At 53.6% G+C, this 12,167-nt stretch carries 17 protein-coding genes; 1 reads left to right on the top strand and 16 read right to left on the bottom strand.

From position 1 onward, the window contains the following. The 13 genes from ACPLUI_RS05515 to ylxM all read right to left on the bottom strand — a co-directional run. Positions 1-519 (bottom strand): NADH-quinone oxidoreductase subunit B (locus tag ACPLUI_RS05515; RefSeq protein ID WP_424659273.1); only part of this gene is annotated, 519 nt, incomplete at its 3' end. Continuing rightward, a complete protein-coding gene (locus ACPLUI_RS05510) occupies positions 510-866 on the bottom strand; it encodes an NADH-quinone oxidoreductase subunit A (protein ID WP_424659272.1) in 357 nt (118 codons plus the stop codon). The genes ACPLUI_RS05515 and ACPLUI_RS05510, both read right to left, overlap by 10 nt. A 116-nt stretch (positions 867-982) precedes the next feature. Continuing rightward, positions 983-1,714, bottom strand: coding sequence for a ribonuclease HII (locus tag ACPLUI_RS05505; protein ID WP_424659271.1), 732 nt, complete (start codon positions 1,712-1,714; stop codon positions 983-985). Then, positions 1,698-2,546 carry a ribosome biogenesis GTPase YlqF gene (gene ylqF / locus ACPLUI_RS05500; RefSeq protein ID WP_424659270.1) on the bottom strand — a complete coding sequence of 283 codons (849 nt, stop codon included), beginning with the start codon at positions 2,544-2,546 and terminating at the stop codon, positions 1,698-1,700. Before ylqF ends, ACPLUI_RS05505 begins: the two co-directional genes overlap by 17 nt. Positions 2,547-2,647: 101 nt before the next feature. After that, a complete protein-coding gene (gene lepB / locus ACPLUI_RS05495; RefSeq protein ID WP_424659269.1) occupies positions 2,648-3,214 on the bottom strand; it encodes a signal peptidase I in 567 nt (188 codons plus the stop codon). Positions 3,215-3,281: 67 nt separating this feature from the next. After that, positions 3,282-3,623 carry a 50S ribosomal protein L19 gene (gene rplS / locus ACPLUI_RS05490; protein WP_424659268.1) on the bottom strand — a complete coding sequence of 114 codons (342 nt, stop codon included), beginning with the start codon at positions 3,621-3,623 and terminating at the stop codon, positions 3,282-3,284. Between the two features lie 186 nt (positions 3,624-3,809). Continuing rightward, a complete protein-coding gene (trmD, locus tag ACPLUI_RS05485; protein ID WP_424659274.1) occupies positions 3,810-4,556 on the bottom strand; it encodes a tRNA (guanosine(37)-N1)-methyltransferase TrmD in 747 nt (248 codons plus the stop codon). A 15-nt stretch (positions 4,557-4,571) separates the two neighbouring features. Further along, positions 4,572-5,081 carry a ribosome maturation factor RimM gene (gene rimM / locus ACPLUI_RS05480; RefSeq protein ID WP_424659267.1) on the bottom strand — a complete coding sequence of 170 codons (510 nt, stop codon included), beginning with the start codon at positions 5,079-5,081 and terminating at the stop codon, positions 4,572-4,574. Then, positions 5,074-5,505: a YlqD family protein gene (locus tag ACPLUI_RS05475; protein WP_424659266.1), complete on the bottom strand. Its 432-nt coding sequence runs from the start codon at positions 5,503-5,505 to the stop codon at positions 5,074-5,076. Before ACPLUI_RS05475 ends, rimM begins: the two co-directional genes overlap by 8 nt. A gap of 63 nt (positions 5,506-5,568) precedes the next feature. Beyond that, on the bottom strand, positions 5,569-5,796 hold the full coding sequence (locus tag ACPLUI_RS05470; protein ID WP_424659265.1) for a KH domain-containing protein: 228 nt from the start codon (positions 5,794-5,796) through the stop codon (positions 5,569-5,571). Between the two features lie 20 nt (positions 5,797-5,816). Continuing rightward, entirely contained in the window at positions 5,817-6,083 is a 267-nt protein-coding gene (rpsP, locus tag ACPLUI_RS05465) for a 30S ribosomal protein S16 (RefSeq protein ID WP_424659264.1), read from the bottom strand. 33 nt (positions 6,084-6,116) lie between these two features. After that, a complete protein-coding gene (gene ffh, locus ACPLUI_RS05460) occupies positions 6,117-7,487 on the bottom strand; it encodes a signal recognition particle protein (RefSeq protein WP_424659263.1) in 1,371 nt (456 codons plus the stop codon). A 4-nt stretch (positions 7,488-7,491) separates the two neighbouring features. Next, positions 7,492-7,830: a YlxM family DNA-binding protein gene (ylxM, locus tag ACPLUI_RS05455; protein ID WP_424659262.1), complete on the bottom strand. Its 339-nt coding sequence runs from the start codon at positions 7,828-7,830 to the stop codon at positions 7,492-7,494. Between the two features lie 263 nt (positions 7,831-8,093). On the opposite strand from ylxM, the gene ACPLUI_RS05450 reads away from it, so the two are divergent. Next, positions 8,094-9,512, top strand: coding sequence for an aspartate aminotransferase family protein (locus ACPLUI_RS05450; protein WP_424659261.1), 1,419 nt, complete (start codon positions 8,094-8,096; stop codon positions 9,510-9,512). A 119-nt stretch (positions 9,513-9,631) separates the two neighbouring features. Here the strand turns inward: ACPLUI_RS05450 and modB are convergent, their stop codons facing one another. From modB to ACPLUI_RS05435, 3 genes are all read right to left on the bottom strand, one after another. Continuing rightward, entirely contained in the window at positions 9,632-10,324 is a 693-nt protein-coding gene (gene modB / locus ACPLUI_RS05445; RefSeq protein WP_424659260.1) for a molybdate ABC transporter permease subunit, read from the bottom strand. Positions 10,325-10,340: 16 nt separating this feature from the next. Next, positions 10,341-11,141, bottom strand: a complete 801-nt coding sequence (modA, locus tag ACPLUI_RS05440; protein ID WP_424659259.1) for a molybdate ABC transporter substrate-binding protein — start codon at positions 11,139-11,141, stop codon at positions 10,341-10,343. Between the two features lie 59 nt (positions 11,142-11,200). Beyond that, the coding region (locus ACPLUI_RS05435; protein WP_424659258.1) for an MFS transporter at positions 11,201-12,167 on the bottom strand (967 nt) is incomplete at its 5' end.

The following is a 12,167-nucleotide window of genomic DNA, read 5'->3' as shown; positions in this document are numbered from 1 at the left end:
CACCTTTGGATTCTTGATTTTATCCCGCAGCATCAAAAATCCTTCAATGACCGCCTCGGGCCTCGGTGGGCAGCCCGGTACATAAACATCAACCGGTAAAAGCTTATCCACTCCGGGAACAACATAATAGGAATCTACAAAGGGCCCCCCGGAAATGGCGCAACTCCCCACCGCAATAACCCACTTAGGCTCGCTCATCTGTTCATAGAGCCGTACCACAAACGGAGCCGCCTTTTTGGTCACTGTACCAGCCACAATCATTACATCCGCCTGTCTCGGTGTCCCGCGCATCACCTCATATCCGAAACGGGAGAGGTCAAAACGCGAAGCGTTGGCAGCCATCAGAGCCTCAATAGCGCAACACGCCAGGCCGAAGCCCAGCGGCCACAAGGAATGGGCCCGGGCAATATTCAGGAGCTTTTCCAGAGGTGCGATATGAATTAGCTGTTTGACTTCATTGATAACTGCCGGGTCCTTCGTCAGATTCTCCACCGGGTGGTTATCCTTGGTCACTTCCATTCTAACGCTCCTTCCTTCCAGGCATACCAGAGGCCCACAATTAAAATGAAGAGGAAGATAATCATTTCAATGAAAGCAAATAAACCCAACCTCTGGAACTTCACAGCCCACGGATAAAGGTAAACTGTTTCCACGTCAAAAATGACGAAAAGCAAAGCGTAGAGGAAATAGCTGGTCTTGAACTGCACCCAGGTGGGCCCGATGGTGTCCACACCGCACTCATAGGGCTCATACTTCTGCCCTTGATAACGACGCGGGTGAATCAAGTAACTGGTTACTATAGCTCCACCACCAACAAGCAACCCACCAACGAGGAACAACAGTACTCCCACCCATTCCGAAAGCACCCTCTTCTCCCCCCTTTCTCAAATAAACTCACTCCATGTCAAACCGGGCTTTTAGACCCGGAAAAATTAATTGTGAAATCTATAACTCCCTGGTACAAGTAAAATACCCACCAAAACTAGCGCACGCCACGAAAGCCGGGCCGGTGCAGAGGGGACGGGCCCCACCGGGTCAAGGCCTGGCGGTGGGCAGAAGTAGGATAGCCTTTGTGGCGGTCAAAACCGTACTGCGGATAGAGATGGTGGCAGATCTGCATGAGATGATCCCTGGTAACCTTGGCCAGAATGGATGCCGCAGCAATGGAAGCAGAAGAGGCATCCCCTCCCACCAGGGTTCGCTGGGGTACAGACAAATCCACGGGAAAACGGCCATCTACGAGCAAGAACTGCGGTACAACGGACAATCCCTTCACTGCCCGGCGCATGGCCAAAAGAGAGGCAAAGTGAATGTTCAAGAGCTCTATCTCGTTAACAGTGGAAATACCGACGGCCCAATCAAGAGCGACCTGTTTAATCAGGTGGGCCAGCTCCTCCCTCCGCCCGGAGGGAACCTTTTTGGAATCGTTCAACCCGGGGAGAAAAACCCGCCCGGGTAGAATTACGGCCGCCGCCACGACCGGACCGGCCAGGGGTCCCCGTCCGGCTTCATCCACCCCTGCCACCAGGGTGTAACCCTGGTGTAAGAGTTCTTCTTCGTAACGGTACCAGTTCTCAAGGCTATCCAAGAAAGTCCGGCCTTTCTTTGCTTTATTTACGAAAATACCTAAGTAAAATTTTCGCGGTTTAGGCAGAAATCCCTCCCCCGGGGAAAGATTTTTTAATCCCTTTTTTTCATTATCCAGGTGGGGCATCCAGTGTAAACCTGCCCAGGCGGCCTTCACGAAATTCTTTCAGGAGGTGAACCGCAGCCCGGTAGCTGTCAACTACCCCTCCCGGCCCCACCAACCCCCTTCTGGCACCAATCAACTCCAGAAGGCGGTAACCTTGAGCCGGAAGCTCTTCCAGGTGGTAACGCTCCCGCAGGGAGGTAGGGGAAAACCGCAGCAGCCACTCAGCAAGCCAGGCGGCTACTTCTTCCACATCAAAAACCTCTTCCCTGATCGCACCAGTGGCTGCCAATTTCAAGCCCACCAGGGGGTCCTCAAATTTGGGCCAAAGGACTCCCGGAGTATCCAGCAACTCCACCCCTCTGGCCAGACGAATCCACTGTTTCCCCCTGGTAAGGCCGGGGCGATTTCCCGTACGGGCAACCCGTGAACCGGCCAGAGCGTTAATAAAAAAGGATTTCCCCACATTTGGTATGCCCACCACCATACAGCGGGGATCCGGGGGCCGCCTGCCGCGGGCAACCTGGTGAGCTATTTTATCATCCACCAGACGTCTTACCAGCATGGGAACTCCCGCCACGCCTTCCCGGCAGGTAGAATCCACAGCCAGGGCCAGCAGACCATGTTTACGAAACCACTCCAGCCAGAGACCGGTAAGGTCTGGATCGGCCAGATCCTTTTTGTTAAGCACCACCAGGTGGGGTTTCCCGCTCACGATCTGGCCAATGAGCGGGTTGCGGCTGCTGGCCGGAATCCGTGCATCCAACAATTCGATGACCACATCCACCAGCTTCAGGTTTTCCTGAACCAGCCGCCTGGCCCGGGCCATATGACCCGGGTACCACTGAATAGACATCTTTATCACCCGAGTGATTTAACGGTAAACCACAAGCTCTTATTCACAAGGAACTCTTAAAGTTATTTTTATTACCTTTTTGGTAATTTAAACCCGGTTTTTTAATGCAATAGACCTATACGGTCCAGGGGCCAGTAGATCAGGACGGCCTTCCCGATGATATTCTGCCGGGGGAGGGGACCCCAGACCCGGCTGTCATCGCTGTTGTTGCGGTTGTCACCCAGCATTAAATAGTAGCCGGGAGGTACCTGTACGGGACCGAAATCTTCAAAATGAATATCCCGTGGCAAATAATTTTCCTCCACCAGGTGCCCGTTCACATAAAGATGGTTATTACGCAGCGCAACCGTTTCTCCGGGTAAACCAATGAGCCGTTTTACGAAATCGCGACTGGGATCCAGAGGGTACTTGAAAACCACAATATCACCACGCCGGGGTTCGCCAAAACGATAGGCGAGCTTGCTGACAATTATGCGATCCCCTACCTGTAAAGTAGGTTCCATGGAGCCCGACGGGATATAAAAAGGCGCCAGGATAAAAAGCCTGATTACAGCAGCCAGGATCACAGCCACAACGACCGACTCAAGAACTTCACCCAGAGTGGATTTCCCACCTTCCGGCTGCCGTGCGGTTCCGGTTAGATTCGCTTCACGTTCCACTTCCTCCATAAAGTGCATCCCTCCCATCAGGCTAAAAGCCAAAAAGGGACTGTCACGGCAGTCCCCTGAATCAAAACTATCTTCTGTCGCGGATACGGGCGGCCTTGCCCCGCAACTGACGCAGGTAATAAAGCCTGGCCCGGCGTACATGGCCCCGTCGCACTACCTCAATGCGTTCAATCCTGGGAGAATGCAGGGGGAAAGTTCTTTCCACCCCTACCCCATAGGAAACCCGGCGCACGGTAAATGTCTCGCTCAGACCGCCGCCACGGCGGCGGATCACCACCCCTTCAAATACCTGGATCCTTTCCCGGTTCCCTTCCACTACCTTCACATGAACTCTCACGGTGTCCCCGGGACGGAAATCAGGAATATTCGTTTTCATTTGCTCCTGTTCCAGGGATTGAATCAGATTCACTCAATCGCCCCCCTTTCCAATAACGACGGTCATATGATCAAACCCACACTGGACCAACGGACCGTCCCTAAATCAACAAAATAAATTATAGCATAGCGATTGCCGGCAAAGCAAGGCATTACTGGAATACCCGCCTGCCATTTGTGACGTTGAATGCGTTATGTACGCCTGCCTAAATTTAAAGCTCTAGATCAGGCTTTTTATCTCCTCCATAACCGAAGCCAGGATCTTCCTGTCCTCGTCGGTCAGGTTCGCCCCAGCCAGCAGGTCAGGACGACTGGCCAGGGTACGCAGTAAAGACTGGCGCCGCCGCCAGAGGCGGATTTGTTCGTGATGACCGCTCAAAAGCACTTCCGGAACCCTGTAGCCCCGGTATTCCCTGGGCCTGGTATAGTGAGGATATTCCAGAAGGCCATCATTGAAAGATTCTTCCAGCGCCGAGGCTCTTTCCCCCAGGACTCCGGGAACCAAGCGGCAGACGGCATCCACCACCACCATCGCCGGTAATTCCCCGCCGGTGAGCACATAATCGCCAATGGATATCTCATCTGTAACCAGGTGCTCGGCCACCCGCTCATCAATACCCTCGTAATGTCCACAGATCAGGACCAGGTGTTTCACCCTGGACAGTTCCGCCGCCACCCTCTGGTTGAAGGTTCGGCCGGCCGGACACAACAAAATAACCCTGTCGGGCACACCCCGATGGGCACGAATCCAGTCCAGAGCTTCAAACAGGGGTTCCGCAGCCATGACCATACCTGCTCCACCGCCGTAAGGGGTATCATCCACTGTACGGTGTTTATTCCGGGAAAAGTCCCTGATATTGATCAAATTAATTTCTATAATACCCTTCTCCCGGGCCCTTTTTATAATGCTGGCATCAAAGGGACCGCTAAACATTTCCGGGAAAAGGGTCAGTATATCCACCATCATAATCGAGTTCACCCACTAATCCACCAGGCCCGGAGGCAAATCCACCACCATGCGCTTCTGGTTCAGGTCAATATCCCGGACCACACTTTTCAACGCCGGTATCAGCAGGGGACGCTTATCCCCTTCCTGCACCACATATACGTCATTGGCACCGGTGCTCAATACATCGGTAATCTTCCCCAGCCGCTCCCCTTCCGGAGTATATACCTCCAGATCGATAATCTCAAAGATGTAAAACGTATCTTCGGGAAGAACAACCAGTTGTTCGGGGGTTACCTGCAAAAAGGCGCCCTTCAGGGTGAGAGCGGTATTCATATCCGGCACTTCCCTGAATTTAAGGATGACAAACCCTTTGTGACGCCTCGTTTTCTCAATGTGGTAAGTTTTTCTTTCCCCCTTGTGGTAGACCAGCACTTCTTCCATTTGCTCAAAGCGTTCGGGGAAATCGGTGAGGGGGACGACCCGAACTTCCCCCCGGTGGCCCTGGGTGTTGACGATTTTACCTATGTTAATATAATCAACCATCCGCGACATTCCCTCCGGTTGGCCGGATCTCGACAATTACACCATCCTCCAGGATAACTTCCATGCCGGCAACTTCCTGCCAGCGGTCACCAACTTTCAACTCCATCAGGCTCTGGAGCTGACCGTGAACCACCTCTTCCCCCGGAGCCAGCCGGGCCACCTCTTTGAGTTTGTCCAGCAGCTTCTGCCGGGCCTCCAACCGCCGGGAACGCTCCTGCTCAAATTGCTGCCGGGCAGCAGGTATACCCTGGGGATTTTGCCTTTCCAGTTCGGCCACCACCCGGCGGGCCTGAAATTCCAGGTGTTGCATCTGCACATCGATCTGGCGGATGGCCTGCTGGATACCGGTACTTAATTTTTGTTTGTATCCATCGGTAACCCTGACCTTGACCAGAACAGGGCAAATTACCGTCAACTTATCCATAGTATCGCCTCACCAGGGGGCGGAAAACAAATGTATATACAGGGGAGGGCGAACTTCCCTCCCCTACACTATCTCCACAGTTACTTTTTTGCGCTGCCTCGAAGCCGCAGCCTTGGCCACGATACGGATGGCCCTGGCAATACGACCCTGTTTGCCAATCACCTTGCCCATGTCTTCAGGTGCCACTTTCAATTCAATCAGGCAGGATTTTTCCTTCTCAACCATATTGACAGAAACCTTGTCCGGTTGGTCCACCAGGGCTTTGGCCAGGATCTCCACTACTTCCTTCATAAGTTAGCCCTCCCTAAAAACTACTGGCTCTCCCCGGCGGGTTTATTCAACAACCCGGCCTTCTGGAACAACGCCCGGGCGGTATCGGTAAGCTGGGCACCGTTCTTAAGCCATTTCAGCGCCCTGGCTTCGTCAATCTTGATTTCAGCCGGTTCCTTTAAGGGATCATAATAGCCAATCTCTTCCACAAACCGGCCATCCCGGGGAGAACGGGAATCTGCCACCACAATACGGTAGAAGGGATTTTTCTTGGCTCCCATCCTTCTCAGCCTGATCTTGACTGCCAAAGGTTCTCACCTCCTTGAATGAATATCTAAACTTTAAAACAAGGGGTTGTCTTTACCCAGAAAGATATTTTTGGGAAGCTTCCCCCCTTTTTTACCTCCCCTGCCCATTTCAGCCAGCTGACGCATCATTTTGCGTGTTTGCTCAAATTGTTTGAGAACACTGTTAACCTTCTGAACAGTGGTCCCGCTACCCCGGGCAATACGCCGCCGGCGGCTGCCATTGATCTCATGGGGATGAGCCCGCTCCCACGGGGTCATGGACCTGATGATGGCCTCCACATATACGAGTTCCCTATCGTCAATATCCCCCAGTTCCTTTAGTTTCTTCATATTGCCCAGCCCGGGAATCATGCTGATAATCTGCTGGATAGGCCCCAGCTTTTTAACTTCCTGGAGCTGTTCAAGGAAATCATCCAGGGTAAAGTCAGCAGTCCGGATTTTCTTATTGAGCCGTGCCACCTGCTCGGCATCAAAGCTCGCCTGGGCCTTCTCAATAAGGGTGAGCACATCACCCATACCCAGGATCCGGTCTGCCATACGGTCCGGATGGAATGGTTCCAGAGCATCCGGCTTCTCTCCCACCCCTACGAACTTAATGGGGCAACCGGTAACGGCCTTGATGGAGAGAGCTGCCCCGCCCCGGGTATCACCATCGAGCTTGGTAAGCACCACCCCGTCCAATCCCAGCCGTTTATTAAATACCTCGGCTACGTTAACCGCCACCTGCCCGGTCATGGCATCCACAACCAGTAAAATTTCGTGGGGACGCACAGCGGACTTGATGGCTTCCAGCTCGGCCATCATCTCCTCATCTATTTCCAACCGCCCGGCCGTATCAATAATTACCAGGTCGCGGCCCTGTCTTACCGCGTGTTCCAGCGCCGCCCTGGCAATGTCTACCGGGGTATGCCGGTCTCCCATGGTAAATACTGGTATACCAAGCTGCTCTCCCAGCACCTGCAACTGTTTGATAGCTGCCGGGCGGTAGACGTCTCCCGCCACCAGCAGAGGGCGGCGTCCCTGTTTACGCATCAGGTTGGCCAGTTTGGCAGCTGTGGTGGTTTTCCCTGCCCCGTGCAGCCCCACCATCATGACCACGGTAGGCGGCTTGGGAGCCAGGTTGAGCTTGCTCTGGGTCCCGCCCATAAGGGCGGCCAGTTCATCACGCACAATTTTAATTACATGCTGTGCCGGTGTTAAACTGGACAGCACATCCTGCCCTACAGCCCGCTCCTTGACCCGGGTGATAAAACTCTTCACCACCTGGAAGTTAACGTCAGCGGCCAGAAGGGCCCGGCGTACTTCTTTCATGGCCTCGTCTACATCAGCTTCCGTAAGCCTTCCCTTACCCTTCAACTTGCGGAAAGCTTCCTGCAACCTTTCAGCCAGGCCTGAGAATACCATAACCTCACCCCATTACATCCCGCAGGATTTCCCGTACTCGCGAGAGAGTTTCACCATTTAGCGTCGAAGAATTTTCGTCAAGCAACGCAAGAACTTCCCCCAGGCGGCGGCGCTGATCGATAAACCTGGTCACCAGGCCCAGTTTTTCTTCGTAGTGGGTAAGGATTTGCTCCGCTCTTTTCAACACGTCGTGAACTGCCTGGCGGCTGACACCAAACTGCTCGGCAATCTCGCCCAGAGAAAGATCATGTGCGTAGTAAAGTTCCACAAACTTTTGCTGTCGCTGGGTCAACAGCTGCCCGTAAAAATCATAAAGGAGATTTATCCAGGCAAGTTTTTCCATCCCCGGTCCTCCTGTTGCCCCCGGCAATAAAACTGGAGAGAAGCTATAAAGGACAGAAACTTTACACTAGATTTTATCGGATCCCCGTAACCCTGTCAAGGGCAGCCCTGCGGTATGGCAAATATTTGACAGCAATCCCCAGCGATGATAAGATGGCTGTATACAGGCTGCCCCATTACACATGACGGTTTACCTGAATGAGGTACCAGGTATAAACCTTTCTTAAATGAAGGCCGAGCGCAACAAGTAGAGGTGAGTATAATTTGACCAGAGAGTCCAAAACCGCCACGAACAAGCCAGCGGAGCTCCTGGATCTCCAGGAGGCACTTTCCCTGGACAGGGCACAGGTGAAAGATTTTCATAAAAGATATTTGAACGCCGGGCTAGCCACCATGATGGAGCTGTTGAACTTTGATAAAATGTTTGTACGGGCAGAGGGTGTTTCGGTGTGGGACAACCAGGGCAGGGAGTACCTGGATTTTTTGGGCGGCTACGGAGCCCTGAATCTGGGTCACAACCACCCTAAAGTATTTGCGGCCCTGCAACAGGTCCAGGCATTACCAAACATTCTCCAGGCCTCACTGGGAGTTCTTGCCGGAGCCCTGGCCCATAATCTGGCCCGTATAACTCCCGGCAAGCTGCAGCGTTCTTTTTTCTGCAATAGCGGGGCGGAAGCCGTGGAAGGAGCCATCAAACTCGCCCGGGCAGCCACGAACCGCACCGGCATCATCCACTGCCAGGGCTCCTTCCACGGGAAAACCATGGGGGCTCTTTCAGTCACCGGGCGGGAAAAATACAGGAAACCCTTTGCTCCCCTGTTGCCGGACTGCCAGGCCGTACCATTCGGAGATTTGGATGCTTTAGAAAAAGCTCTGCAGCCCCGGCAGGCTGCGGCCTTTATAGTGGAGCCAATTCAGGGGGAAGGCGGGATTAATGTCCCCCCGCCAGGTTACCTGAAAAAGGCCCGGGAGCTTTGCAAACGTTACGGAACCCTGTTCATAGCCGACGAAGTGCAGACCGGCCTGGGCCGCACGGGTTATATGTTTGCCTGCGAGGCGGAAAATGTGGAGCCGGACATTATCTGCCTGGCCAAATCCCTGGGCGGCGGAGTTGTACCTGCGGGAGCTTATATAACCACGGACGAAATATGGAAAAAAGCTTACGGCGGGATGGAAAAAGCCCTGCTGCACACCTCTACCTTCGGGGGTAATACTGTGGCCTGCGCTGCAGCCCTGGCCACCATCCAGGTCATTTACGAGGAAAATCTGGTGGAACAGGCCCGGGAAAAGGGTGCTTACTTTCTTACCCGGCTCAAAGAGCTGCAGGAACGTTTCCCCCTGTTGAAAGAGGTGCGCGGGCGGGGTCTGATGATCGGCCTGGAATTCAACCAACCCGGCAGCCTGGCCTCCAAAGTGACTTTCGGGCTGGCCGGTAAGCTGGCTGAAGAATATACAGGCAGTCTGGTCGCCGGAGAACTTTTAAACAACTACGGTATTATCACTGCCTATACCCTGAACAACCCCAACGTAATCCGTCTGGAACCACCACTATGCGTCACCAGGGATCAGATCGACCGGGTGGTGGCAGCTCTGGAAGATATACTCCAGAGGCACCGCAGTTTCATGAGCATGGCCACTTCCGGAGTCAAGACGATACTGAAGTCCCTGACCCAACGGGAATAATTTGCCTTATAAGGAAGCCGGGCTTCATAAAAATGCCCGGCTTCCTTAAAGCGCCGGGATTATACACAAAATAACGTATTGTTTGAAAGGGCTCAACCTGTTTTGGGAACGGAACTATTCTACCGGTCCGAACTATAACAGCCTTTCATTCTGCGCTTGCCCCACAGGTTGACCCAGAAGATGGTGGCAAAGCTCATCAGGGTCATCAGGCCCACCAGCACCAGGGCTGTACGATTGTTACCCGACTCGGTGGCTACATATATGGCCAGGGGCACCGTCTGTGTCCGCCCCGGGATATTGCCAGCCAGCATCAGGGTAGCACCAAATTCACCCAAAGCACGGGCAAAAGCCATCACCACCCCGGCCACCAGCCCGGGCCAGGCCAGCGGAAGGCTGAGGGTCCAGAAAACATGCCACTCGCTGGCCCCCAGTGCGCGGGCACCGTTTTCAATGTTTTTATCCACCGCCTGAAAGGAAGCCCTCACCGTCTGGTAAAGCAGGGGAAAGGCAACCACTGTGGAGGCAATCACCGCCCCCCACCAGTTGAACACCACCGATAAGCCCCACAGATTCTCCAGCAAGCGGCCCAGGGGGCCTTGCTTCCCGAAAAGAAAGAGCAGGCCGAAACCCACTACAGTGGGTGGCAACACCAGGGGAAGGGTCAGGATTACCTCCAGCACATCCTTACCCGGAAAATACCGGCCGGCCATGAGCCGGGCCACGGGCACACCGGTAATGAATACGAAGATCACCGCCAGCACAGCCACCCGCAGGGATAACAGGACCGGCACCACTACCTCTGGAGAAAACAAAGCCGCCAACACCTGTCTAATGGCCCGGCCTCAGGCCATACTTCTCAAAGATAAGCATCCCTTCGGGTGAAGCCAGGAAATCCAGGAAGTTTCGTGCTTCCTCTCGATGCGGGGCATTTTTCACCACTGCCGCAGGGTAAATAATGGGCTTGTGTAAATTGTCGGGCACTACAAGGGATACCTGCACATTGTTGTTCCTCATGACATCAGAGCGGTAGACAAAGCCAGCATCGGCATTGCCCGTCTCCACGAAGGTCAGAACCTGGCGTACATCGTTGGCCATAACCAGTTTGGGTTGCAGTATGTCCCAGAGCTTCAGATTTGTCAGGCTTTCGCGAGCATACTGTCCCGCCGGGACAGTATCCGGCAGACCGATGGCGATTCTCTTGACCGCAGAGCCGGCCAGGTCGTGGAAATCTTTCAGAGCAGGACCGTTTTTAGGCGTCACCAGCACCAGTTCGTTACTTAACAGATTCGTCCGGCTTTCCGGTTCAATCAACCCCTTTTCAGCAAGCCGGTCCATCTGGCTGACTCCGGCGGAAATAAACAGATCAACGGGGGCTCCCTGTTCAATTTGCTTTTGCAATAAACCGGAGGCACCAAAATTGTAACTTATCTTTACTTCCGGGTGTTTTCTGGTATATTGCTCCTTAATAGCCTCCAGCGCGTCCTTCAGGCTGACGGCTGCCGAAACAGTGATTTCCCTCTGTGGTGACCTCGCCCCTTCTTGCGGCCGGCTGGCCGACCGACCGCAACCAACCACCAGTAAAGCTACCGTTAAGGCCAGAAGCACTCCTGCAAGTATATTTTTTTTCATAGTCTTTCAACCACCCGCCCGTAAGATAAATAGGATTGATTAACTGGAAAGTTGGGAGATCAAACCCTGCTTCCAACTATTTCGGTTCTCATAAACTTTTCAAACACCAGAAGAATTCCCATACTGACAAGGGAAAGGGCAACAAAGATGATAAAACCGGAAGCATATCCCGCACTACCCCCAATTTGGACAAACAAGCCCATCAGAGGGGGGATGATAAAGCCTCCAAAAGCACCCAGACCACCAACCCAGCCGGTGGCACCCCCCACAGCATCCGGCACCATTGCGGGCACAAGCTTGAACACGGCTGCATTTGCCACCCCCATACCCACAGACATTACCACTTCTCCGGTGAGGGACAAAAGGTAGCTGTGAGAAATGGTCATGATAAGGGCTCCAGTGAACATCACGACAAGAGCAAAGATCCCGGTACGCGTACCACCCATTTTATCTGAAACGCTACCGCCCCAGACGCGGACAAGCGAACAGAGGATGGAATACATCGCCGTGAGAAGACCGGCGGACAGTGCCGGCATTTTATAGAAGGAACTCCAGTAAGTTGGAAGCCAGGCCGTCAGGGCGATGAAACCGCCAAAAGTGACAAAATAAACGGCCACCAGAGCCCAGGTCTTCCATATTCTAGCGGCATGAAGCAGGCCTTGTACGGCTCCACCTCGAGGAAATATTTCCTGTCCTTTTTCTCTGGCGATCCTTATTGCTTGATCCCTTGTCATTCCTTGTTCGCGTAGCTGGAAGTAATAGGCGTTGACCCCTGTGAACCAGTAAACAACAATACCAGCGGTAAAGAAGAGAAGCCAGGCCATATAAGAACCGGTAAGCCCCAGGGTGGGAAGAGCCACCGGAATCAACAGCGAAAAAATCCCGGGGGCCAGGTTGCCCAATCCTGCATAGGTACCCAGCGCAAAACCCTGCTTCTTCTGCGGGAACCAGTACGAAACCTGCCCTACCCCCACGGAGAAAATGGCAATGGCACAACCTACCAGCACTCCCAGGATAAGCAGCAAC

It is taken from the genome of Desulfofundulus sp. (assembly GCF_049701015.1).
Classification (GTDB): Bacteria; Bacillota; Desulfotomaculia; order Desulfotomaculales; family Desulfovirgulaceae; genus Desulfofundulus.
The sequence above is the reverse complement of the archived record's forward strand: the minus strand, read 5'-3'. Positions and strand labels throughout refer to the sequence as shown.